The sequence below is a fragment of the Catenovulum sp. SX2 genome, assembly GCF_052056295.1.
GTDB lineage: Bacteria > Pseudomonadota > Gammaproteobacteria > Enterobacterales > Alteromonadaceae > Catenovulum.
This window is the reverse complement of record NZ_CP182493.1, coordinates 3715560-3738219: the sequence shown is the minus strand read 5'-3', so window position 1 is coordinate 3738219 and position 22660 is coordinate 3715560. Positions and strand designations below refer to the sequence as shown.

The following is a 22660-nucleotide window of genomic DNA, read 5'->3' as shown; positions in this document are numbered from 1 at the left end:
AGAGCAACTAACAGTCAAAATAAAAACGCCAGATTAACAGCTAATCTGGCGTTTTTTGTTAAGTTCTAAACAATACTGACTCACGTTTAAACCAGAAAGTCGCAAATGCAATTAATGCAACAGCGGCAACAAGCTGACTCGACCAAACGGTAAATAACAATATCGTATCACCCTGCCCTTTAAGTATTTCTTTTATCGCTAATGCTACATTACTCACTGGTACAAATGCCCATTGCCAGTTCAATTCAATGCCCGGCATCATAGCTGCGATTAACGGCACAAAAATTAAAAAGCTCAGCGGCGCCATAAAGTTCTGCGCTTCTTTAAAGTTTTTCGCGTAAATTGAGATACACAACACCAATGCAGATACACTCATCACCAAAGGCAGCATCATCATCAAGGCCAAGGTCAAATCAAATAAACCGAGTGTACCGACAATTTTTGCAATTATGTCTATGGCAAAACCTTGGGCAAAAACAAAACTCCAAAAAGCTAAACTAAAGAGCGCGCTAAAAGCTGAGATAAAAGAGGCGGTAAACACAGTTAAAAATTTGCCCATAACCAAGTCAAGTCGAGTAGAAGGGGTAATCAGTAACGACTCTAAAGTGCCACGCTCTTTTTCACCTGCGGCAATATCCACTGCGGGGTAAATAGCGCCCAATAAACACAGTGGCAACAATATATACGCAACTAACCCACCAAGCTTAGAGCCTAAACTTTCTTTTTCTTCAGCAATGTCCTTATTGATAAGTTTTATCGGTGTTAATACCCCAGATATATTCTCTGCATCTAAACCAAGTGCAATCAGCTTAGTTTCCGTCAGTTGAGTATTAATATCGGCAACAATACGTTCGACTCTGTATTTAGCTGAATTTACCCCACTGGCATTGTTGTAATAAAGCTGCCATTGGCTTTGGTGATTACCGGCCATTTCACCTGTGTATTCTTGTGATATATCTAACCAAAAATCGATTTTGCCATGGCGAATTAAACTCGCGATGTCATCCGGCAGATCTCCTTGGTACAGCTTAAAGTCGGTTTGTTCAGCAAGTTTACTGATAACTGGATTTTGCTCAGTTGCGCCCGTTACAACATAGGTTAAGGTACGTGTTTGCTCTTGCTTAATTGAGTGGCTAGCAAATACCGCCAAAGCGCCAAATAGAGCTGGAAAGATTAACAAAGGCAATAAAATCATAAACACCAATGTTTTTTTATCGCGGATAAGCTCTAACATTTCTTTTTTATAAATGACTGAAATCATGCTGACTGCTCCATGTAGCTTAAAACTGACTGGTATAAATTACCTGCGCCTTGCTGAATAAGCTGCTGTAATTCACCAGCAAACTGTACTTGTCCTTGGTCAATTACAAATACTTGTTCACATAACCGCTCTACTTCAGATAAATCATGGGTTGAAAAAATTACCCCAACACCTTGTATTTTTAAGCCTTCGATAAAACTTAAGATCACTTCGCGTGCTTTAATGTCTAACCCTGTGGTTGGTTCATCTAAAATAACCCACTTAGGTCGGTGCAATACGGCACGGGCAATCGCAACTTTTTGTTTCATGCCGGTTGAATAGTCGTCAAAACGACGATGAATAAAATCTGTCATTTGTAACTGTTCAACCAATTCGTTAATACGCGTATCCAAAGCTTGGGCTTTTAAACCATAAAGCTCGCCAAAATAACGTAAATTCTCAAAGCCGGTTAAGCGCGCATAAAGGCCAGTGCTGCCAGATAAAAATCCAATAGATTTTCGATAATAAACTAGGTCTTTGGCTACGGCTTGACCATCAATACAAATATCACCACTATCAGCTTGCAGCGCGGTTGAAAGCACACGTAACAAAGTGGTTTTCCCAGCGCCATTTGCCCCAAGCAAAGCAACAACTTGACCTGCCGTACAATGAATATTGATGTCTTTTAATGCATAAAAAAAACGGCCGGATACCCTAGGGTCGGTTGCACATAAGGTGTTACTTTGTTTAGCATCTTTTAGCCGAAACCGCTTATTAATATTGTTGAGTTGTAACATGACACTTCCTAGTGAATTTGATTAGAGCTATGTTAAACTTATGTTTTACAAAAAAACAAATAAATTCAACATGAAACTGCAGCTAAGTTTATTTCAAGATATGGTCACTAGACCTAAATATGCCTTTACTGAAATTGCCGAAAAAAACATATCGAGCTGGCCTGCTTTTATCTTAATCATGTTAAGCATGCAGCTGTTTTATGCATTGTATTTTAATAATGTCGATATGGCTTGGTTAGTTGACTACACAGTTAATACATCGTTAGGCCAAGCAACACCGGCTGAAAAAGAACAACTTAGCCAACAGCTCACAGAAGAAACAATACGTTTATCTGCATCTATTGGTAGCGTGTTAATGCTGGTTTTTTATGGATTAATTACCAGCGTTTATTTGAACGTAATTACTAAATTAGATGAACAGAACACCGATGGTTTTAAAGATTGGTTTGGCTTTTATTGGTGGGTGCAAATCCCTGCAGTTTTACAACTCGCCTTATCAAGCTTAGTTATTCTTGTCGCTGATACTAGCCAAACACCATTAATGGATTTGCAAGTTACTTCGCTCAATCAAATACTCGCGTTATCACCGACAGACAAATTTTATAATTTTGCCGCTAGTTTTGATTTATTTAGTATTTGGTCTATTGTGCTGTTGTTTTATGGTTTGTCAGTGCGAACTCAATTAAAAACCAGCACAATTGCAAATATTTGCATCATTCCGTTTATTTTTATGCTGGTTTTTAGCTTGGTATTTGGTTAAGCGCCCCAATTATTCTGGATTGTCGCCGGAGCAAATAAAGGTTTCAGATGGGTCGACTAATACATGGTCTGCCATACCTTCACGGCCAAACAACATTAAATAGGTCATATCTGAGCGGTCGGTTAAAGTAATTTGAATCGGCCACTCTCTGTTACCAATTTGGAATAAAGTTTCAATCACATATCTTTGTTGACGCGTACCATTCGAGCTTTTGATCCAGCGAACGTCTTTTAATTTAGCTTCCGCTGTTACTACTTCATCTACATTGTACAAATTCGGGTGAATATCAAATTTAACCCAAGGTTTACCATTCTTTTTAATTGAACGGATATTGTCTACGTGCAATGAAGAAGTTTGTGCACCCGTGTCGACTCTAATTTTTAAATCAGTGATGCCAAGCTCTGGCAAATTAACGTTTTCTAAAGCGCCAATTAATAATTTATCGCGGATCATACATTCCCCTCAGGCTGAATAATCACAGCTTTTTGAAAGACCATGCTATTAGGATAGGTCGACAATTGATTGCCTTCACCAACTAAAATTACGTGAAATAAAGTAATTTCTTTAATCTTGCCTTCAATACTATTGTCGCCATCAACAATTTTCACTTTATCGCCCACTTTATACGGGAAGAAAAAGTACACAATAATGCTAGCCGTAACATTGCTGAGGATCGACCACTGTGCAAAAAACGCCACACCAATAACAGCAAAGGCTGACGAAAAGAAAATAGTTAAATGGCTATAATCTATGCCTAACGACAAGCTGACTAAGATAAAAGTGACCACTATCATGGCCAAGTTCAGCACTGTGCGCACATAATAGACACGCTTTTCGTCAATCTTTTTTTCTTGGCCTATTTTGTCGACAACTCGACCAACTGCTTGTTTAACCAACCAATAACCAGCAATAACTGCTAGCGCGAACAATAGTCCGATTAAATTCATTGTTTATCCTTTACCTCGGGTGCGAGTAGCATTTTTCTTAGCATTTTTTTCGAGAAACTCAACTATCATACCTGCTACATCTTTGTTGGTTGCAGTTTCTATTCCCTCTAAACCAGGAGATGAATTTACTTCCATCACAACTGGGCCGCGGTTTGCACGTAAAATATCAACCCCACACATATTAAGACCCATAGCTTTTGCCGCATTAACGGCTGTTGCACGCTCTTCTTTACTTAAGCGTACAAGTTCAGCGCTGCCACCTCTGTGTAGGTTAGATCTAAACTCACCTTCCGCACCTTGACGTTTCATTGCTGCAACAACTTTATCACCAACAACAAAACAGCGAATATCCGCACCACCTGCTTCTTTAATAAATTCTTGAACTAATATGTTAGCTTTTAAACCCATAAAAGCTTCAATAATGCTCTCAGCGGCTTTAGTGGTATCAGCTAAAACCACACCTATACCTTGAGTGCCTTCTAACAGTTTAATCACCACAGGTGCGCCGCCCACACCGGCAATTAAATCACTAACATTGTCAGGATGATGAGCAAAACCGGTTTTTGGCAAACCAATACCTTTACGCGACAATAATTGTAAACTTCTTAATTTATCACGCGAGCGGCTGATAGCGACTGATTCATTAATAGAAAAAGTGCCCATCATTTCAAACTGACGAACAACTGCAGTGCCATAAAATGTAACAGATGCACCTATACGTGGAATAACCGCATCATATTCAGGTAAAGCCTCACCTTTGTATCTAACCATTGGGTTAGAGCTGGTAATATCCATATAACAATGCAATGTATCGATTATATCAACCTCATGCCCTCGCGCCTCACCAGCTTCTTTTAATCTGCGAGTCGAATACAATTTTGGGTTACGAGATAAAATAGCAATGCGCATGTTTATATCCTTGAATTAGAGTTAGTTAACAGTTTATAGGCTGCCCCGAAAAGGCGCGCTATCATTACATTAAATTTTTAAGAAACAAGTGTTTTGCAAAAATTATTTATTGTGAACTCACTTAGTTATAAATCTAAGCTATTTAGTTAATCCTTCAAGTGTAGTCGCTAAAATTTCAATCGCCTGTTCAATCACCTCATCACTTTGACAATACGACAAACGAATACACTGATGTTTATGTGGCCAATCATCTTTAACCGCAAAAAAGAATGGCTCACCATCCATCACCAACACGCCTTTTTCTTTTAACAACTGATAAAGTTCGGTTGAGCTAATTGGCAAATTTTCAAACCATAACCACAAAAAGAACGCCCCTTCTGGTTGATGAATTCGATATGTGTTTTTAGTTAAATTTTGACGAATACAACTAAGCATATGATCACGTTTATGCTGATAAAACGGCAAAATATGCTGGCTACATACTTGGTTTAATTGTTTGTTCGCTAACAAACGTGACATCAACTCAGGGCCTAAATTGCCATTGGCTAAGCTCATTATGGTATTTACTTTAACAAACTGACTAATCAGTTCGGGATGGCCTACAACTATCCCAGTGCGACAGGCTGGCAATCCTAACTTAGATAAACTAAACACATATAGCCTGTGTTCATCCCACTGACAGGTCACATCTTGATAAACGATATTTGGAAAAGGTGCACCATAAGCACAATCGATAATGAGTGGGATATTGTGATTTTTTGCCAAACGCGTTAGTTGTTCTAGTTCATCATCACTGACCACATTGCCAGTTGGATTGGTTGGACGCGACACACATAAAGCTGCGGTTTCATCACTAATGTGTAAGTTAGCAAAATCTATATGGTATTTAAATAAATCATCACCTTGCTTTTCAATCAGTGGCTTGCAGGCTTTAAAATAATCATCCGCCAAAGCTTGGTCACTATAACCTAAATATTCAGGCACTAACGGAAACAAAAAGTGTTTTTTGCTATCACCTGCTTGCCCTGCCAACATATTAATTAAAATAAAAAATGCTGATTGGCTGCCATTCGACAATGCAATGTTATCAGCACTGACTGGCCAACCCATTTCAGTTTGAAAATATTCAACTAAAGCATCAATGAGTTTTTCAGAGCCGCGCGGGGACTGGTAAATACCGAGTAATTTATGCAACTCATCAGGATTTTGGCTAATATCCGCCAAATGTTCAGCCATCAGTTGCTCAAAAGCATCAACTTTAGCTGGGTTGCCACCACCTAAAAAGAGTAAGTCTGGGTTAACATTAAGTGCATCACCCAAATCTTCCATCAAACTCACTATGGCTGAATCTTGCGTGAGTTGTTTACCTAAATCTGAAAGTTTCATCTTGCCTCGAAAGGTTTTTGTAAAATCATAAACGGGTTTTATTAGCTTGTTGGGGCTAACACGTGTTATTATAGTCGCTTGCCAATCAACTTGCCGCGCACCCTCGCGGTTGCAAAGTGCAAACGGCTCCCAAGTTAATATTTATTTTATGTCACTGCAATTATTGTGGTGATTTTATTTATTGTATTGAACGATAATTTGATTCATCGCTAATTAGATGAAATAAAACGGTTTAAACATAACCTAAATGGGTTATTAGGAGTTTTTAGTGAAAGCAAAAGTAGCCATTATCATGGGTTCTAAGAGTGACTGGCCAACCATGAAAAATGCGGCCGATGTATTAGACTCACTGCAAGTGCCTTACGTTGTTGAAGTTGTATCTGCTCACAGAACACCAGATAAATTAATGAGCTTTTCAGCAAGCGCTGTAGAAAATGGCTTTGAAGTGATTATTGCTGGTGCAGGCGGCGCTGCTCATTTGCCTGGTATGGTTGCCTCTAAAACCCGTTTACCTGTATTAGGTGTTCCAGTGCAAAGCCGCGCTTTAAGTGGTGTCGACAGCTTATATTCAATAGTGCAAATGCCAAAAGGTGTTGCAGTTGGTACTTTAGCTATTGGTGAAGCAGGTGCATACAATGCAGGTTTGTTTGCCGCACAAATTTTAGCGACCACAAATCAAGAATTGGCTTTACGCATTGAAGCATTCAGAAATGAACAAACGGAAACTGTCCTAGCCAACCCTGATCCTCGCGAAGAACTTTAACCATTTGTAAGAGTTAATAAAATGACAGCTTATTTTGATCAAACTGTTTGGGTACTTGGTGCAGGCCAACTTGGAAACATGTTGCAACACGCAGCTTATCCATTAGGTGTAAAAGTAATACCTGTTGATATTGATGCAGATACCGCACCTGTTTTAGGTGAAAATGATGTGGTAACCGCAGAGCGTGAACAATGGCCAGAAACACCTGTGACCAACGTTTTGGCTGCGCACAAAAATTTCGCCAACCAAAACTTTTTTGCCACTATTGCCGACCGTTTTAAACAAAAATCTTTATTAGATTCGTTAGGTCTAGCAACTGCACCTTGGCAATTGGTTGAAGCAAATACCACAGAAGCAGACTTACACAACAAACTAGGTGAGCGCGTATTGTTAAAACGCCGCACAGGTGGTTATGACGGTCGTGGCCAACATTGGTTAAAACAAGCTGAAAGTTCGACTATACCTGCAGACTGGCACAACAATGCAATTGCAGAACAAGCGATAAACTTTGATGAAGAAGTTTCCTTGGTGGGTATGCGCGATAAAAATGGCCAATGTTATTTTTATCCACTGGCGTTAAACCTACATCAAGATGGTATTTTAACCGCAACAGTTGCGCCACTCGCGCGTTTAGATAAATATCAAGCCGTGGCTGAAAAAATGCTGACTACTTTAATGGAAGCGGTTGAGTATGTAGGTGTAATGGCGATGGAATGTTTCCGCGTTGGTGACGACATCCTCATTAACGAGATTGCCCCACGTGTACATAACAGCGGCCATTGGACGCAAGCAGGTTGCAACATCAGTCAATTTGAAAGCCATGTACGCTGTGTGACAGGTTTACCTATGATTGAGCCAAGCGTGCGCAATACTAACTTTATGATCAACCTAATTGGTTGTGACTTAGATGCGCAGTGGTTAGCGGTCGAAGGTTCTGAATTATTCTGGTATCAAAAATCTGTACGCCCAGGGCGTAAAGTTGGTCATATAAACTTTAGTAAAACAGGTAAAAAGAACATTGAAACTGCACTAGATCAAATGCAGCCGTTATTACCTGAACGTTATGTTAAAACCATAGCTTGGTTGAAAAACGAGCTTTTATAAGCCGTTCACTCTCCTGAGGCACTTCTGAGGGCTAGATACACTTCTAGCCCTAAAATTTTTTTTCAGTTTCTACGCTAGATTCCATCATAATTCTTACCTCAAAGTAACTGACTTCCTATTTGGTAACTACTTAATTTTATTGATTTAAATCGTTAGCATAGCCGCCGGTTAACACTCAATGGAACCTTAAGGATATCAAATGAAAAAAATCAGTTTAATTGGCGCGGCAATGTTTGCTGCAATTTCAACTAATGTTGTTGCTGACAACAAATTCGCAATTGAAACCGACCCTTATACTTTTGTACAAAGTGGGGATTCACTCCATATTAAATTTAGCCCAGCAGCTGCACCAAATTGGCGGTTAGGTTTAGGTGTTTATTCACTTGAACTACCTAGCTTTATGGTTGATTTAAACTCAGAAAACGACAACAAAGATTGGACTGTCGATTTAGAACGAGGTGTAGGTTTGTTTGCTGACTATTACTTTAATACCAACCAAGAAGGTTGGTATGTAGGAGCACAAATATCCACCCAAGATTACGCAGTATCAGCAGAAAATAGTTATGCTGAATACACTAATGGTTTATTAATGTTCAGTCTTGGTTACCGCTACCCATTGTTTGACAGCAAACAATGGTATGTACAACCTTGGATGGGCTTAGGCTATACAAAAACCACAAGTGGTAAACAAGATAGACTAGCTGCTGGATATGATGTAGATCCACTGGTTGGTTTTGCAACTTTGCATATAGGTTATCAGTTTTAACGCGGATAATTTGACTGAATGAACTTCAACTAGGTTAGGCCAACTAGGTCTAACCTGCATACCCTTATACCTAATAATTCTAGAACTCCATTTGCGACAAGCCATCACAGCTCCTACACTGAGATTAGAAAATAGTTTAATTAATCAACGAGGTGTACAGCTGCACTAAACTTTAGCTAGGGAGTCTTATGACAAACTGCACCACCACTTTATTTGAAAACGCCATTGAAACTCGCAGATTTTTGCACGCGCACCCTGAATTGTCGTGGCAAGAATTCAACACAGCTGACTATATACGCCAGCAATTAGATCTATTGAATATCCCTTGGGAAAAATGTACTGAAACTGGCACTATCGCTAGGCTCGCACCACAATTAACAGCCAAACCCCATATCGCGTTACGCGCAGATATAGACGCTTTGCCAATCAAGGAGAACAATCAGTGCGATTGGAAATCTACCCAGCAAGGCACAATGCATGCCTGTGGGCACGATGGCCACACTGCAACTTTATTGGCTGCCGCCAAATGGCTAAAGCAAAACGAAGCAGAGTTACCTCAGCCTGTAAGTTTGATATTTCAACCTGCTGAAGAAGGTGGCCATGGTGCTAAAAAGATGATTGAAGCTGGCGCGCTCAAAGGTATTGATGTGATCTACGGTTGGCATAACTGGCCAACGCTCGAATTAGGTCAAATCGCCTGCCCTGACTCTGTGGTTATGTGCGGCAATGGTACTTTTACGATAAAAGTGCAAGGGCTAGGCGGCCACGCAAGCCAACCAGAAAATTGCCAAGACCCAATTCTAGCCGCAAGTGCTATCACTCTCGCTTTACAGCAAATTGTCAGCAGGCTAAACACGCCACAAAACCCATTAGTGCTGTCCGTCACAGGTATACAATCGGATACAAACGCGCCGACCGTCACGCCAAATATAGTTGAATTAACCGGTAGTTTTCGTATTGCCAACGAAAATTATCGCAGCAAATTGGTTGAACAGATCCAACAAATTAGTCAACAAACGGCCCTAGCTTATCAAACAACTGTTGAGGTAAAAGTTTCACCGCGTTATCAAGCGACGCAAAATCATCCGCAAGCTGCGCAAAAGGTACGTCAAACCTGGATCGACGAATTTGGTGCTGAAAAAGCGCATGCGCAAATTAATTTACCCGTCATGGCTTCTGAAGATTTTAGCTATTATTTACAGCACATTCCTGGTGCTTTTGCGTTAATTGGTGGCAAAGAAAACCAAGTTACACCAGCTCCATTACACAACCCAAACTACGATTTTAATGACAAATTAATTCCTTTAGTTTGTCGCCTATTTGCACGCCTTACTGGTGTTGCAATTCCTTGAACCTAGTCAACGTCGACTAGCAAAAAACACTACACACATTTGTTTGTAGTCCCTTCACAACCTTAAGGAGTACTTGTATGAGTATTTTTACCGAAAGAGAGTCTGATATTAGAGCTTATTGCCGTGTATACGATACTGTGTTTGACACAGCAAAAAACGCCATTCAAATCGATGAAAATGGTAAAAGTTATATAGATTTTTTTGCTGGTGCTGGCGTACTGAATTTTGGCCACAACAACCGAATAATGAAACAAGCCATCATAGATTATCTAAATCAAGATGGTGTCACTCATAGTCTAGATATGCACACCACGGCAAAACGAGACTTTATTCAAGCATTCAGTAAAACAATACTCGAACCAAGGAAAATGCCGCATAAATTGCAGTTTATGGGGCCAACAGGCACAAATGCGGTTGAAACCGCGTTGAAATTGGCGCGACGAGTAACCAACAGACACGAGATTGTTGCTTTTAGTCATGGTTTTCATGGCATGACCTTAGGCGCACTTGCCTGTACCGCTAACGACTATTTTCGCGGTGCAGCCGGTGTACCTTTAACCCATGTTAATCACCATAGTTTTTCTCCACCACAAAATGGTGTAACCAGCGCAGATTTAGCTGAGTTACGCGCACAATATCAAGACAGCTCTAGCGGGGTAAAACCACCTGCAGCTTTTATTGTTGAAGTTATCCAAGCAGAAGGCGGTGTCAATGTAGGTAGCAAGTTATGGCTACAAGAACTCCAACAACTCGCGAAAGACTTTGGTGCGCTTTTTATCGTCGACGAAATTCAGGTTGGTTGCGGTCGAACAGGCAGTTATTTTAGCTTTGACCAACTTGATTTAGATCCAGACATCATATGTCTAGCCAAAGGCATAGGTGGTTTTGGTACACCACTGGCAATGAATTTAGTCAAACCTGAATACGACAAACATTGGAACCCAGGTGAACATACAGGCACATTTAGAGGCCAAGGTTTAAGTTTTATCGCCGGAAAAGTTGCGCTCGATTATTTCAAAGATGATGAATTAATGAGCCAAGTTAACCAGCATAGTCAAACCATTGAAGATGCGCTCTCTCCTATTTGTGATCAACACTTAAACTGGCAACTACGTGGTAAAGGTATGATTTGGGGAATTGATTTGGCAGATGGTGAATTCGCTAAACGCGTGGTAGCCAACGCATTCGCTCAGGGTTTACTTGTTTCCGCCTGCGGCAGTGGTGGCAGTGTAATCAAGGTGATACCGCCTCTAACCATTGAAGCTGACACCTTACAACAAGGTTTAGATATTTTAGTTAAATGCCTACAACCAAATTCATAAGGACAGAATTATGCTAAATCGAGACGATATGACATTTCCGTTCAGTGAATATGAACGTCGAATTAACGAATTACGCGCGCGCATTTTAGAGCGCCATTTAGATGCAGTTGTGATCACAGATCCCGAAAATATTATGTATCTAACCGATTACCAAACAACAGGTTATTCTTTTTTTCAAGCTGTCGTTGTACCGCTTGAACAAGAGCCGTTTATGATCACTCGCGCTATGGAAGAGTCAAATGTTATTGCCCGCTCTTGGGTTGAAGTAACACGCCCCTACCCTGACACAGGAGATGCAATTCAAATGTTAGTAGATGCACTGCGCGAATTTAATCTTGCCGATAAACGCATCGGCTATGAGCGCAATAGCTACTTTTTTCCGGCGTACCAACAAGACTTTATTCATACAACCCTAACAGATGGCAAGCTATTAGATTGTTTTGGCATAGTAGAGCAAGGACGAGTGTGTAAATCGGCCGTTGAACTAGAAGTAATGCGCCAAGCTGCTAAAGCGACCCAAGCTGGCATGCAAGCTGGTATTGAAGCCTGTCAAGCTGGTGTAACCGAAAATGAAATTGGTGCAGCCATCAGCGCCGCTATGTTTAAAGCCGGTGGCGAACCACCAGCTGTTATGCCCTATGTAACTTCTGGTCCCAGAACTATGATAGGCCATGCAACTTGGGAAGGCCGTAAAGTACAAAGTGGTGAACATGTATTTTTAGAAGTGGGCGGATGTTATCGGCGTTACCACACTGCAATGATGCGAACTGTGGTATTAGGTGAACTATCCGACAGCATGTACAAAGCGCAAGAATGCATGAAATTAGCTTTAACGACTATGCACGAGTATATCCAACCCGGCATGACAGTTTCAGATGTTGATAATTTAATTCGCAACATAATCACAGCCAACGATGTTGGTGCTAGGTTAATAACTCGCTCTGGATATTCGATTGGCATTGCGTTTCCACCTAGTTGGGACGAAGGTTATATCATCAGCCTCAAACAAGGAGAATCGACTGTGCTCAAAGAAGGCATGACCTTCCATGTGATCCCTTGGATGTGGGGCGTCGACGGCGATAAAACTTGTGGTATATCCGACACCATAGCCATTACCGAAAATGGTTGTGAATCATTTTTTGACTTTCCACTCGACTTTGCGGTTAAAAAATCTACATCGGTGAAAAATAGCGAAGCAGAACCCGCTAAAAACGTAAAACAGCTTAAAGCTGCAGCTTCGGCTAATAAATGAATATAAGGAGAAATGTATGTTAGTAAGTACAAATCCGCATAATGGTGAGCATATCAACAGCTATGCAACCTTTAACAAAGCCGAGATAGATACTGCGTTAAACGCCGCCAATCGGCAGTTTCAAAGCTGGCAACGGACAAGTTTTGAACAAAGAGCGCAAACATTAAAAGCGGTCGCTGCGGCCCTGCGTAACGACAAAGAGAACCTTGCCCATTTAATGGCAATAGAAATGGGCAAACCATTAAAAGAAGGTTTAGCCGAAGTTGAAAAAGCGGCATGGTGCGCCGAGCACTATGCAGATAACGCCAAAAGCTATTTAGCCAACGAAGAGATTGAGTCAGACGCGGTTGAAAGTTATGTCTGTTATCAGCCACTTGGTAGCATACTCGGCATACTGCCGTGGAATGCGCCTGTATGGTTAGCATTTCGCTTTTTGGCGCCGTCGTTAATGGCAGGTAATACCTGTATTATGAAACACGATCCAAGTGTGCAAGGTTGTGCGAACGCCATTATGAATGCATTTAAAAGTGCAATGGCACCAGACAATATTGTGGTTAATTTACCTATCGACAATACTGAAGTTGCCAACATTATTAAAGACAGACGGATAAAAGGTGTTTCTTTTACCGGCTCTAGTGCCACTGGCGCAAAAGTCGCATCGGTTGCTGGTTCAGTAATTATCCCGTCAGTGCTCGAATTAGGCGGTTCAGATCCTTGTGTGGTATTGGCAGATGCTGAACTCGAAAAAGCGGCAGATATTGCATGTTTATCGCGCATTATCAACGCCGGACAATCCTGTATAGCGGCAAAACGCATTATTGTCGAAGCGCCTGTATACGAGCAGTTTATCACTTTACTTGAAGATAGACTGGCAAGACTGGTTGTTGGTAATCCGCTAGAACATGATAGCCAAATTGGTCCACTGGCGCGGCAAGATATTCAACACAATCTACATCGCCAAGTGTCACAAAGCATAGAACAAGGTGCAAACTGTTTGTTAGGCGGCAGACTGCCCGCTGACAATCCAGGTTACTACTATCCAGTCACTTTATTAACTGACGTCACCCCAACTATGACAGTATTTAATGAAGAAACATTTGGTCCAGTAATGTGCGTGTGTAAAGCCGAAGATGCGGACGCTGCGCTGGAACTGGCCAACCATACAGTTTATGGCTTAGGCGCCGCCATATGGAGTAAAGATTTGCAACAGCAACAAAAGTTTGTTGAACAGCTACAAGCTGGGCAAGTCGCGGTAAATGGTATAGTTAAAACCGACCCGCGGTTACCCAGTGGTGGGATTAAAAATTCTGGTATAGGCCGCGAACTTGGCCCACATGGCATTCGACAGTTTGTTAATTGCAAACAAGTTTGGATAGGCTAGTTTAAGCAAAAAGGCTTAAGGTCATTTAACCTTAAGCCTTTTTATTATTTATTTTTATTACTCGTCTTTCTTAAATTTTAATACTTCGTTATCTAAATAATATTGGCTCATGGATAATCCATCGACCAAAGTTTTTAGTGAACGTGACTTAAATTCACGTTGATACAAAATGCGCACAACTATAACCGCAAATAACAAAAACAGCACAGGGTGAATAAACCAACCGACCACAGACAAAGCGAAATAATAAGCACGCATGCCATTGTTAAAGTTATGCCCTGCTTGATCTATTAATTTACCCGCGTTAACTGAAAAGACTTTTTTCATTTCAGGTGTTGCACGTTCGTCGTCTGAATTAGGTGCCGCACCTATCATCACAGAAGCAAAACCATATTGGCGCAGCGCCCAAGTAAATTTAAAAAACGCATAGATCAGGATACAGATAATGGTAATGACCTTAATTTGCACCAAAGTAATGGTGTGCGGCCATACCCCAGGAATTAAACTGGTTAATTCGTGAATAGACTGGGCATTGGTTAATGCAGTTAACGAACCAGCGATAATAAGTAGCGTAGTTGAAGCAAAAAAGCTCATGTTTTTTTCGATATTGCCCATTAGCGCTGCGTCTAATATACGATTATCCCGCTCTAACAAATGGCGCATCCAATCAATACGTAAAATGATTAACACACTAGATAAGGATTCACGACATTTAGCCGCTTTACGGGCAAACATTGCGTAACCAATCCATAAAGCCAAAAATGGGATTAACACACCTAAATCGATAATCTCTGCCCAACTGAGCATATATCGTACTCCTTAGAAAAATATCTAAAATTAAACCAGCAAATTTGTGACTATTGTCGCGCAAAAACGCTTATGCCGCAAAAGTTTACTCTTTTGTCATTTAACTCTGATAGAATCAAATAAATGATTCATGTAAGTGTTGGAGAACAACATGAAAGTAAATATTTTATCAAGCGGTTTAATCGCATTCACTTTGTCTTTTTTGGCTGCTGGCATTCATGCGAATGAAAAAACATTGCCACCTTCACAACAATTAACCGATTCATCGTTATTTTTACAACACAAAGAAAAATACACCAAATGTGTATTAGAAAAAGCTGAAGCTTTCAGCCAAGTAACTGAATTAGACACGGCATTTAAATATGCGCCAATTGCCTGCCGACGTGATTTATTGCAAATAAAAAAAATGCTTATTGGTGGGCCATATAAAATAGAAGTCATAGACCAACTAGTTGAATCGGTACAAGAAGGTGTCGAAATTGATATGGTTAACCATATCTTTACTAACAAAATCAAAGCTGCGCGCCATTAAATAAAATACACCTAGAACTATCATTTGTAACTTTCACACGGAATCTTTACCGTGTGAAAATTTTATTCAAAACATCTCCTCTTACCTAAGCTTGCCAAATATCCTTAAAAAGTTTAAACCGAGCCACTGTTTGTCTACTCTTGAACTCATTTACCACCAATACGCCGACAAAATGTACTAAAATTACATATGAAAGTTAAAAACCTGTAAAAATTTGTAATTATTGCTGTTAAAAGGCTTTTTTTGAAATTTTTATGAAATTTTATGTTGTAAAATTACAAAACAACGATATAATAGACCCATCTTTGAAAAACACGGTTTAACCAGTTTTTCTTGACATCCCTTTGTTAGTGCTTGAGTGCCTTTATTAGGCCAATTTTATTGCCCAGTCCCCCAACTGGGCTTTTTTTTGCCTAAAATTTGACTAGGCTCTAGCAAACTTGCAATACGCCTTTACTGGATATACCCAGCTCTGCCCTATCACATAAACACAAGATGCTGGTTTTGCAAATAGATGCACCTCCAACAATTACGCCATCCACAAATTCAATTGCAGCTATATCAGCAACATTATTGGCATTTACACTACCGCCATATAGCACTTGAACGCTTGTGTTGTATTGCATAAATAGGTTTTTGATGAAGGCATGAACAATTTTAATATCAATAGAACTTGCTCTACTGCCGGTCCCAACACACCAGATTGGTTCATACGCGATAATAATTTTAGCCTGAGGACGTGCTCGAATTAAGGATATAGCGCCCTGCAGTTGCTGACGGATAACGGCGAGAGTATTACCGGATCTGCGTTGTTCAATACTTTCACCCACGCACAATATAGGAACCAACTCGTGTTCTATTGCAGCGTTTAGTTTGCTGGTAATGACAAGATCACTTTCTAAATTTAACTGCCGCCTTTCAGAGTGGCCAATTATGACAAACTCTGCGCCAATATCTTTGAGCATATCAGCTGAGGTATTTCCGGTCGCAGGCGCAGAGCCAAACCATAAGTCTTGCGCGCCTACTGATAAGTTTGTCCCATGCAAAGTATTATGTGCACTTGCCAAATATAGATTGGGTGGGCAAATTATCAGCTTAAGCTTGGGCCAAGTGTGGTGTTTAAGTTTCAGTGCTGCAAGCAGTTCGGCAGCCAGACTTCGGCTGCCATTCATTTTCCAATTTGCAACAATTAGGAAAGAATTTGGCATAACAGCGCCTTATGCCATTTCTACGGCATAACTTTCAGCAAAATCAGCAATTTTTTGTTTAGCTGCTTTATATGAAGCATCAACAAACTCTTGCCCTGCTGCGCTCAAGGTCATATTAATCATGTCAACATCACACCCCATACAGGTACCGAGCCAAAGCTGCATATATTTAATAACAAAATCTTCATCTTCATTGCCTGAACCTTGGGTGTAGTCGCCACCACTGCTGGTAATTAATACTGCTTTCTTCGGATTAAGTAACGAGGTATAGCCAGTTTCAGGCGACCAGCTAAAAGTTAACCCAGGTTGAGTTACCACATCAATATAATGCTTCAATACATATGGCACACCCCAATTCCAAGTTGGCGCGGCAACAACAACTATATCTGCCTGTGAAAAACGTTGAGTATGTCGGTTTAATTCCGCCCAATGCTTCTCTTGTTCTTGGCTTAATTGTTTGCCTTCAAAAATAGCGTATTTAGCAGCTAAGTTTGTGCCCGACATATGTGGCAGCTCAACATTCCAAAGATCAATTGTGTCAATTTCAAACTCGCCAACTTTTGTTAGTTTATCCATAAGTTGCGCTGCAACATCAGAAGTTATTGAGCGGTCTTTTCGTGGTGAAGATTCAATAAATAAGATTTTTTTCATGGGTCGTATTCCTTTAAGTTAATTTAATAAGTTATTCACTTTGATCTAAGCTATTTATGTATTGGGTAATTTGTTTTACGGCTTCATCGTCAATCACATTGGTGCCAACAAAAGGCATTTTCACCCCAACAGTTAACGAGAAGCCTGCACTGTGATGCCATTCAGGAATTTCAAAAGTGTATGCCTCGTGCTCCTCAGTCATGCGATATAAAATGGCACTTTGTTCAGGTTGACCTGGGTGAATTAATAAATCAGGTGAACCTTGTGGTTGCAGATACTGGCTAATAGGTTTTGCTATCGCAGTCGCGTAGGTACCATTTTGTTGAATAAATTTCGCTGTAGCTTTGTGGCGGAAATTGGTGGTATTGGTGAATTCAGCTAAACCAGTTTGATTGTGGCAATGTCCACAATTTGCATGTAAGTAACCAAATACAGGACGCTGCAACGGAAACTTTTCTGATTCAGGTATTGCTGGTAAATAATCTAACTCATCAGTCACCTTTGCTAATTTTTGTAAACGCGATAGTGTGAGCATGCTAGCGGTTAACGCCTCTCCATGAATGGCGTTTTGGTCTCTGTCGTCCGACAATTGAAGTGCACTAAAGCCTAATACAGGCGTTGAAAGTGGTCCGTTTGCTATGCCCGCTTTTGAGTGGCAATATTCACAATCGTGTTTGCTTGGAATATCGTAAAATTTACCACTGCCTAGCGCATAGAAATCTTTTATGCCTTCATCTGGCGCCAAGTGTGCAGCCGTTTGAGATTCATTCCAAACGTAGGTTTCCATCAACCACTCGCCGCTGGGTAGTTTCTCTAATAAACGAGTTTCTATTTTCCGGTTAATACCATTTTCTTCATCAAACGAAAATTCTTTCCATAATTTAGTGCCTATAGGAAAAACCCACTGATCCGGATTACTTGTGTCAATCTTTTTTCCCCTAGGTAGATATATCCATCTACGTTTTTTTGCGCCGTCTGTCCATAACGGATACTGAGGTGAATAAGCGGCAAACATAGGTCGGTGTGCAACTAATTTTCGCCACAATTTATTCGTTTTACCTTGATTTTCTCTAGCTTCTAGCCGCTCAAAATCAGTAAACTCAAACCGTTTGGCATATTGGTAAAAACCAGTTTCATACAAAGATTGGTAGGCTTGTGCTGCATTGGCTGCAAACATAAACGCCAGACAAGTTATCAACTGAGTAATTTTCATTACAAAATCCTTTTAAAAATGAAATTTCAATAAAGCACTAACATTGCGTTCATCGGTATTAAATTCAGGCGTGTCTTTTATGCCAAATTTGTTATTCCAGTATGCATACTCAACACCCAAGTAAATTGGATATTTTTTTGATTGATTGACCTGAATTTTCAACTGAGACGTCATATTGAAAGAACTGGCGTACCCTTGCGTACCACTGTTCCAGTCGTAAAAGCCGTCATACAACCAGTTTTGACCAAACAAGTTAAATGGCACAGCCCAAACCATCATAAGTAAGGTATTGTCTGGGTAAAATTCATTCTCTCTATGTAAGGTGTTAATTTTAAAATAGGTAAAACCTGGTAAGTCTAAATCGACCCCAAAGCCCAATAAATAATTGCGTTCGCCTGTAGCTTCTGCGTACTCAAACCGCGTCGCCAACAAAACATCTTTTATCACGCCAAATTTAAATGCATCATCAAAAAACGCATTACCACTAACTCTTGGCATAAACTCAGCGTAAACAGTTGCTTTGTCTAAAGCTCGATCGATTCTGTCAACAAAGAAAAAGTGATCTCCCCAAGAATGACCTGCAGCATGTTCCAAAGTAATGACATTTCTGTACTTATGGCCAACTTGATAGTTTTGCCCATATAACAATGAGATACTTGCATCACTCCAAAGCATTTTCGCTTGTGAAATAAATGACGTACTCAACAAAACGATAAAAATAAGTGCTTTCATTAGTTACTCTCTAAATTAATAATTTGATTTGGTTTTAGTGTGTGTGTCGCGGTAAATTGCTGTCGCATATGCTCGCTAGGATTGATTAAGCGCGCCTGCCCGACCGTTGTTAACATGGGCAGATCGGATACATGGTCGCCATATGCGTAACAATGTTGCAAATCAAGCTGATGTTCAGCGGCATAACGCTCAACCGCATTTGCTTTGCCTACGCCTATCATGGGTTCAGCCAAAAGTTGACCTGTATAAAAACCATCGACAATTTGTAACGGTGCGGCTAAAAGAACCGATACACCAAGCTTGCCTGCTATTGGCTGTAACAATGGCGCACATGAACCTGATACAAAAGCCACCTGGTGACCCAATACCTGATGTTGCTTTAATTGCTCAACAACTCGGCTGTTGAAGATATTTCGAGTGCCTTCCACTGAGCGAAACCAGTCTTGTGCAAGTTGCTCAACTCTGGTTACTGACAATCCAGCAAAAGATTGATAATAAAAACGATTAATCTCTACCCGACTAATTTGTTTACTAAACATCGAGGCCAACTCATGTTCAAATTGGACAAATTGTTCGGTTTGAAAATGCGGGTCGTGTTCTTTAGCAAAAGCTAAAAAACTAAACATAGTTTTTATATTGATTAAGGTGTCGTCGACATCAAAAAAAGCCGCAATTCGCGTAGCAAAAGTCATTTTTAGCCACGCTCACTGGTAATTTTTTCAACCGCTAATGCAGCTGCTTTAGCTTCTCTGTCGTTTAAAAACGCGGCATCATATGTGGTGAAAACATAGTGAATGCGTGCACATGCTTGCTTGTTTTGCATCACTTCCATTACCACGTTAAATCTATAATTACCTGACTCTTTCAACTGTGAGTCCAATATTTGATAGTCAATTTGTATATCAAGTGGAAAGACGAATTGGAGATACTCAGCGCGACTTTCATTGATGACAAAATAAGCATTGCACTTATCTTGTTTTAAAAAGTATTCTTCCGTCACGGCCAAAAACATTTGCCGACAAGATTCAACCAAAGCCATACCGGGTATGTGCTGGCCGGAAATGTGGTCTTTCATTTCGTCACATTGGTCATCTATTAAAACATCCGCAATAAAATGAGTATCAGATAACCTTTGTGGCAACGAAATCATCGAATTTGCCAAATTTTCTTTGTGAACTAAATTCTTGCAAGCTTTTTGGATTTCGTTGAAACACAACTTTATTTGTGCGTTGTTTGTTCGCTTAACCATGCGCAGTAGATTATTCGCACGCTCAGCCGAAACACCTTGACCCAACAAATATTCACAGCTTCGATGCGTTAACTGCCCATTAAAAAGCTCTTTTTCAATTTGGTTGATCGAAATAATATTGTTATTTTCGATAAATTTGGCGAAGCGATCGCCCACAATGTAAACTTTTTCAGACATAAATCAGATTCCTTTTCAATAAATTAATTTACAAGCCGCAAACCTTAGTAATACGGGGCTTGGGTATGTATACTAGATAAAAGGAACACACACAGGTATAGACAATTTAGAACATGGAGATGTGAGATTATGTTCAACTTAAACTGGGGTTTATTACGCCACGCACTATTTACTTACCGCAAAGGCTCAGCACTAAAGGCATCGGAAGCATTGAACGTTACACACGCAACCGTCATAAGAAGTTTAAAACGCTTAGAAGAAGAATCAGGCACTAAACTATTCAACAAATCATCTTCTGGTTACACGCCCACCGACAAAGGCAAGTTGCTGATTGAAACAGCTGAAAAAATAGAGTCTCTGATATATCAATGGAAGTTGGACGCAGATAAAGACAATAATAATCCCAGTGGTTTAATTAAAATTACCACGACGGAAGCTGTGATGGACTATATGCTCTGCCCACAATTAAATAACTTTTACCAAATGCACCCAGATGTCGATTTGCAAGTAACAACCTCAAATGGGTTTAAAAATATTGCCCATCATGAATTTGATGTTGCTTTACGCTCCACTAGCAAACCACCCGAACATCTAATTGGTCGAAAAGTTGCGGAATTGCACTGGGGTGTATACGCAGCTAAAAACTGCCAAGACAACGACAACTGGATAGGTTTAACTGACATTTCACTTTTACCTATGCAATGGTTAAAAAGCTTATATCCTAACGCCAATATAAAGTGTAAATCGTCTTCAATTGTAAGCTTGCTTGCAGCCACACGAAGTGGCCTAGGCAAAAGCATTTTGCCAAATTTTGTTGCCGAAAAATGTACCGATTTACAACTTATCGAGCCACTCTCACAAAGTCACCATACTGATTTATGGCTTCTTTATCATACTGAAGCGCGCAACTGCTCTAAGGTTCAAGCCTTCGTGAAATGGTTTTACTCAACCAACCAAGCCAGTTTAAATTAGCTTTAAACTGGCTTGAGTCATTTTAACTAGCGCGCTGAAACGGCTTCCTTCTGCAACAAGCGTTTATTACTGGGTAATAAATTAGTTACCGGCCAAAACTTTAATTGGTCGGTAATAATGACCAACAGTGGAAAACTAAAGGCCAACATTGCATTCGCTACCCACAATTCATGCTGATAAAGCATCTCGGCTCGCTCTATAGGTAACATATTGTATGCAAAGTAAAAGTACATTAGGTTAAGTAAATAACCGCAAATTGCACTTATGCCAATTAAATACAGTCCTTTATAGGGTTGTTTGGCCGACGAAAGCAACTTACCAGCACATAAGTTTAATGGCACAAAAGTTCCGAAAATATATGAGATGGGCCCATTAACCAAATAAATCACAGGATCAATTCGCAGCACCAAAACAAAAGTGTAAAACAGCAAAGATGCAAGTATTAGAATAATGCATGAATTGACCAATGCGGACGCTGCAACACTCGCTTTAGGAAATAAGCTTGTTGCAGGCCAAAAGTCCAATAAAACTAGCGAGAATATAATTGCAACAGTTGTCACCATAAAAGCAATAACATACCAAGCGTTAAACCAACCACTTGGGTCCATCGCTTGTATATATAAACCACTGCCTTGTAGGTGCGAAAAGTCAAAGGCCAGTGCATAAATGCCAGCAGCTGCCGCAAAAGCAACAAACACAACACCGACAGCAAATACATAGGGATTTGTGCTCATGTTTGCAATAGGCCAACCATTCCAGACAATAACAAACCAAAAAGTAACCACCACCATAATAATGGCATAGTTAATTAGTTGTGGTTTAGGCAGAGCACTTGCCGAAAATACATAATAAATAACTATGCTAGCCATAGCGCTTAGTAGCGCATATAAACCAACGAGTGCCAATTTGCTCACAATCTTAGTTTGATTGTTTATCCATCTTGAGAATACAACCTGAAAAGGCACAGCAACAATAAATGCCAAAGTAAGCCAAGATTCAACTATTTGGTATGGTATGTAGTACATAATTGCACAAGTACTGATAACAACTAAGCTCAGTACTAAAATAGCATTTAAGTAATCAGTTTTATTCATAAGAATTTCCTTATTTAACCTTGCGTTGTATACAAGGCATTGGTTT

Annotated in this window: 24 protein-coding genes; 10 read left to right on the top strand and 14 right to left on the bottom strand. The window is 40.2% G+C overall.

The genetic code is table 11. The features are described from left to right. Positions 1 to 58: 58 nt before the first annotated feature. Positions 59 to 1261: an ABC transporter permease subunit gene (locus ACMZOO_RS15770; protein WP_440904268.1), complete on the bottom strand. Its 1203-nt coding sequence runs from the start codon at positions 1259 to 1261 to the stop codon at positions 59 to 61. Then, positions 1258 to 2037 (bottom strand): ABC transporter ATP-binding protein, encoded by a 780-nt coding sequence (locus tag ACMZOO_RS15765; protein WP_440904267.1) that lies wholly within the window; start codon positions 2035 to 2037, stop codon positions 1258 to 1260. The genes ACMZOO_RS15770 and ACMZOO_RS15765 overlap by 4 nt, the downstream gene beginning before the upstream one ends. Positions 2038 to 2107: 70 nt before the next feature. Here ACMZOO_RS15765 and ACMZOO_RS15760 point away from each other — a divergent pair, with 70 nt between their 5' ends. Next, positions 2108 to 2797, top strand: coding sequence for a YIP1 family protein (locus ACMZOO_RS15760; RefSeq protein WP_440904266.1), 690 nt, complete (start codon positions 2108 to 2110; stop codon positions 2795 to 2797). A gap of 9 nt (positions 2798 to 2806) precedes the next feature. Here the strand turns inward: ACMZOO_RS15760 and ACMZOO_RS15755 are convergent, their stop codons facing one another. The 4 genes from ACMZOO_RS15755 to ACMZOO_RS15740 form a co-directional block, all read right to left on the bottom strand. Continuing rightward, positions 2807 to 3250 carry an ATP-dependent zinc protease family protein gene (locus ACMZOO_RS15755; RefSeq protein ID WP_440904265.1) on the bottom strand — a complete coding sequence of 148 codons (444 nt, stop codon included), beginning with the start codon at positions 3248 to 3250 and terminating at the stop codon, positions 2807 to 2809. Next, entirely contained in the window at positions 3247 to 3744 is a 498-nt protein-coding gene (locus ACMZOO_RS15750) for a mechanosensitive ion channel domain-containing protein (protein ID WP_016957303.1), read from the bottom strand. Before ACMZOO_RS15750 ends, ACMZOO_RS15755 begins: the two co-directional genes overlap by 4 nt. 3 nt (positions 3745 to 3747) lie before the next feature. Further along, positions 3748 to 4653, bottom strand: a complete 906-nt coding sequence (gene rimK / locus ACMZOO_RS15745; protein ID WP_016957304.1) for a 30S ribosomal protein S6--L-glutamate ligase — start codon at positions 4651 to 4653, stop codon at positions 3748 to 3750. Positions 4654 to 4791: 138 nt separating this feature from the next. Beyond that, the gene (locus ACMZOO_RS15740; RefSeq protein ID WP_440904264.1) at positions 4792 to 6039 is read right to left on the bottom strand and encodes a valine--pyruvate transaminase; all 1248 of its coding nucleotides are present in this window, start codon (positions 6037 to 6039) and stop codon (positions 4792 to 4794) included. Between the two features lie 268 nt (positions 6040 to 6307). On the opposite strand from ACMZOO_RS15740, the gene purE reads away from it, so the two are divergent. From purE to ACMZOO_RS15705, 7 genes are all read left to right on the top strand, one after another. Next, the gene (gene purE / locus ACMZOO_RS15735) at positions 6308 to 6802 is read left to right on the top strand and encodes a 5-(carboxyamino)imidazole ribonucleotide mutase (RefSeq protein WP_016957306.1); all 495 of its coding nucleotides are present in this window, start codon (positions 6308 to 6310) and stop codon (positions 6800 to 6802) included. A 21-nt stretch (positions 6803 to 6823) separates the two neighbouring features. Further along, the gene (gene purK, locus ACMZOO_RS15730; protein ID WP_440904263.1) at positions 6824 to 7906 is read left to right on the top strand and encodes a 5-(carboxyamino)imidazole ribonucleotide synthase; all 1083 of its coding nucleotides are present in this window, start codon (positions 6824 to 6826) and stop codon (positions 7904 to 7906) included. Positions 7907 to 8105: 199 nt separating this feature from the next. Then, positions 8106 to 8672: an outer membrane beta-barrel protein gene (locus ACMZOO_RS15725; protein ID WP_016957308.1), complete on the top strand. Its 567-nt coding sequence runs from the start codon at positions 8106 to 8108 to the stop codon at positions 8670 to 8672. Between the two features lie 188 nt (positions 8673 to 8860). Then, entirely contained in the window at positions 8861 to 10024 is a 1164-nt protein-coding gene (gene doeB2 / locus ACMZOO_RS15720; RefSeq protein ID WP_440904262.1) for a N(2)-acetyl-L-2,4-diaminobutanoate deacetylase DoeB2, read from the top strand. A 77-nt stretch (positions 10025 to 10101) separates the two neighbouring features. Then, positions 10102 to 11346 carry an aspartate aminotransferase family protein gene (locus tag ACMZOO_RS15715; protein ID WP_440904261.1) on the top strand — a complete coding sequence of 415 codons (1245 nt, stop codon included), beginning with the start codon at positions 10102 to 10104 and terminating at the stop codon, positions 11344 to 11346. 10 nt (positions 11347 to 11356) lie between these two features. Then, complete coding sequence (gene doeA / locus ACMZOO_RS15710) at positions 11357 to 12598, top strand: ectoine hydrolase (protein ID WP_440904260.1); 1242 nt, start codon at positions 11357 to 11359, stop codon at positions 12596 to 12598. 16 nt (positions 12599 to 12614) lie between these two features. Next, a complete protein-coding gene (locus tag ACMZOO_RS15705) occupies positions 12615 to 13979 on the top strand; it encodes an NAD-dependent succinate-semialdehyde dehydrogenase (protein ID WP_440904259.1) in 1365 nt (454 codons plus the stop codon). A 57-nt stretch (positions 13980 to 14036) separates the two neighbouring features. Here the strand turns inward: ACMZOO_RS15705 and ACMZOO_RS15700 are convergent, their stop codons facing one another. After that, positions 14037 to 14786, bottom strand: coding sequence for a DUF599 domain-containing protein (locus ACMZOO_RS15700; protein ID WP_440904258.1), 750 nt, complete (start codon positions 14784 to 14786; stop codon positions 14037 to 14039). A gap of 151 nt (positions 14787 to 14937) precedes the next feature. Here ACMZOO_RS15700 and ACMZOO_RS15695 point away from each other — a divergent pair, with 151 nt between their 5' ends. Further along, a complete protein-coding gene (locus ACMZOO_RS15695; protein ID WP_440904257.1) occupies positions 14938 to 15318 on the top strand; it encodes a hypothetical protein in 381 nt (126 codons plus the stop codon). A 431-nt stretch (positions 15319 to 15749) separates the two neighbouring features. On the opposite strand, the gene tpiA is transcribed toward ACMZOO_RS15695, so the two are convergent. From tpiA to ACMZOO_RS15665, 6 genes are read right to left on the bottom strand one after another with little or no spacing between them, the layout of a single operon-like run. Further along, complete coding sequence (tpiA, locus tag ACMZOO_RS15690) at positions 15750 to 16526, bottom strand: triose-phosphate isomerase (RefSeq protein ID WP_440904256.1); 777 nt, start codon at positions 16524 to 16526, stop codon at positions 15750 to 15752. Between the two features lie 9 nt (positions 16527 to 16535). Then, positions 16536 to 17177, bottom strand: a complete 642-nt coding sequence (locus ACMZOO_RS15685) for an FMN-dependent NADH-azoreductase (protein ID WP_440904255.1) — start codon at positions 17175 to 17177, stop codon at positions 16536 to 16538. Positions 17178 to 17208: 31 nt separating this feature from the next. Next, entirely contained in the window at positions 17209 to 18390 is a 1182-nt protein-coding gene (locus ACMZOO_RS15680) for a hypothetical protein (protein WP_440904254.1), read from the bottom strand. A gap of 12 nt (positions 18391 to 18402) precedes the next feature. Then, positions 18403 to 19122 carry an outer membrane protein OmpK gene (locus tag ACMZOO_RS15675; protein ID WP_440904253.1) on the bottom strand — a complete coding sequence of 240 codons (720 nt, stop codon included), beginning with the start codon at positions 19120 to 19122 and terminating at the stop codon, positions 18403 to 18405. Then, positions 19122 to 19814, bottom strand: coding sequence for an HAD family hydrolase (locus ACMZOO_RS15670; protein ID WP_440904252.1), 693 nt, complete (start codon positions 19812 to 19814; stop codon positions 19122 to 19124). The genes ACMZOO_RS15675 and ACMZOO_RS15670 overlap by 1 nt, the downstream gene beginning before the upstream one ends. Positions 19815 to 19816: 2 nt before the next feature. Next, positions 19817 to 20548: an AfsA-related hotdog domain-containing protein gene (locus ACMZOO_RS15665; protein WP_440904251.1), complete on the bottom strand. Its 732-nt coding sequence runs from the start codon at positions 20546 to 20548 to the stop codon at positions 19817 to 19819. Positions 20549 to 20677: 129 nt separating this feature from the next. Between ACMZOO_RS15665 and ACMZOO_RS15660 the strand changes: the two genes are divergently transcribed. Continuing rightward, complete coding sequence (locus tag ACMZOO_RS15660) at positions 20678 to 21520, top strand: LysR family transcriptional regulator (RefSeq protein WP_440904250.1); 843 nt, start codon at positions 20678 to 20680, stop codon at positions 21518 to 21520. A 26-nt stretch (positions 21521 to 21546) separates the two neighbouring features. On the opposite strand, the gene ACMZOO_RS15655 is transcribed toward ACMZOO_RS15660, so the two are convergent. Further along, complete coding sequence (locus ACMZOO_RS15655; RefSeq protein ID WP_440904249.1) at positions 21547 to 22614, bottom strand: hypothetical protein; 1068 nt, start codon at positions 22612 to 22614, stop codon at positions 21547 to 21549. Positions 22615 to 22660: the final 46 nt, after the last annotated feature.

What these genes read in the sequence shown, in the direction of transcription:
- ACMZOO_RS15770 (WP_440904268.1), bottom strand. Translation starts at nt 1,261, where the DNA reads ATGATTTCAGTCATTTATAAAAAAGAAATGTTAGAGCTTATCCGCGAT.
- ACMZOO_RS15765 (WP_440904267.1), bottom strand. Translation starts at nt 2,037, where the DNA reads ATGTTACAACTCAACAATATTAATAAGCGGTTTCGGCTAAAAGATGCT.
- ACMZOO_RS15760 (WP_440904266.1), top strand. Translation starts at nt 2,108, where the DNA reads ATGAAACTGCAGCTAAGTTTATTTCAAGATATGGTCACTAGACCTAAA.
- ACMZOO_RS15755 (WP_440904265.1), bottom strand. Translation starts at nt 3,250, where the DNA reads ATGATCCGCGATAAATTATTAATTGGCGCTTTAGAAAACGTTAATTTG.
- ACMZOO_RS15750 (WP_016957303.1), bottom strand. Translation starts at nt 3,744, where the DNA reads ATGAATTTAATCGGACTATTGTTCGCGCTAGCAGTTATTGCTGGTTAT.
- rimK (WP_016957304.1), bottom strand. Translation starts at nt 4,653, where the DNA reads ATGCGCATTGCTATTTTATCTCGTAACCCAAAATTGTATTCGACTCGC.
- ACMZOO_RS15740 (WP_440904264.1), bottom strand. Translation starts at nt 6,039, where the DNA reads ATGAAACTTTCAGATTTAGGTAAACAACTCACGCAAGATTCAGCCATA.
- purK (WP_440904263.1), top strand. Translation starts at nt 6,824, where the DNA reads ATGACAGCTTATTTTGATCAAACTGTTTGGGTACTTGGTGCAGGCCAA.
- ACMZOO_RS15725 (WP_016957308.1), top strand. Translation starts at nt 8,106, where the DNA reads ATGAAAAAAATCAGTTTAATTGGCGCGGCAATGTTTGCTGCAATTTCA.
- doeB2 (WP_440904262.1), top strand. Translation starts at nt 8,861, where the DNA reads ATGACAAACTGCACCACCACTTTATTTGAAAACGCCATTGAAACTCGC.
- ACMZOO_RS15715 (WP_440904261.1), top strand. Translation starts at nt 10,102, where the DNA reads ATGAGTATTTTTACCGAAAGAGAGTCTGATATTAGAGCTTATTGCCGT.
- doeA (WP_440904260.1), top strand. Translation starts at nt 11,357, where the DNA reads ATGCTAAATCGAGACGATATGACATTTCCGTTCAGTGAATATGAACGT.
- ACMZOO_RS15705 (WP_440904259.1), top strand. Translation starts at nt 12,615, where the DNA reads ATGTTAGTAAGTACAAATCCGCATAATGGTGAGCATATCAACAGCTAT.
- ACMZOO_RS15700 (WP_440904258.1), bottom strand. Translation starts at nt 14,786, where the DNA reads ATGCTCAGTTGGGCAGAGATTATCGATTTAGGTGTGTTAATCCCATTT.
- ACMZOO_RS15695 (WP_440904257.1), top strand. Translation starts at nt 14,938, where the DNA reads ATGAAAGTAAATATTTTATCAAGCGGTTTAATCGCATTCACTTTGTCT.
- tpiA (WP_440904256.1), bottom strand. Translation starts at nt 16,526, where the DNA reads ATGCCAAATTCTTTCCTAATTGTTGCAAATTGGAAAATGAATGGCAGC.
- ACMZOO_RS15685 (WP_440904255.1), bottom strand. Translation starts at nt 17,177, where the DNA reads ATGAAAAAAATCTTATTTATTGAATCTTCACCACGAAAAGACCGCTCA.
- ACMZOO_RS15680 (WP_440904254.1), bottom strand. Translation starts at nt 18,390, where the DNA reads ATGAAAATTACTCAGTTGATAACTTGTCTGGCGTTTATGTTTGCAGCC.
- ACMZOO_RS15675 (WP_440904253.1), bottom strand. Translation starts at nt 19,122, where the DNA reads ATGAAAGCACTTATTTTTATCGTTTTGTTGAGTACGTCATTTATTTCA.
- ACMZOO_RS15670 (WP_440904252.1), bottom strand. Translation starts at nt 19,814, where the DNA reads ATGACTTTTGCTACGCGAATTGCGGCTTTTTTTGATGTCGACGACACC.
- ACMZOO_RS15665 (WP_440904251.1), bottom strand. Translation starts at nt 20,548, where the DNA reads ATGTCTGAAAAAGTTTACATTGTGGGCGATCGCTTCGCCAAATTTATC.
- ACMZOO_RS15660 (WP_440904250.1), top strand. Translation starts at nt 20,678, where the DNA reads ATGTTCAACTTAAACTGGGGTTTATTACGCCACGCACTATTTACTTAC.
- ACMZOO_RS15655 (WP_440904249.1), bottom strand. Translation starts at nt 22,614, where the DNA reads ATGAATAAAACTGATTACTTAAATGCTATTTTAGTACTGAGCTTAGTT.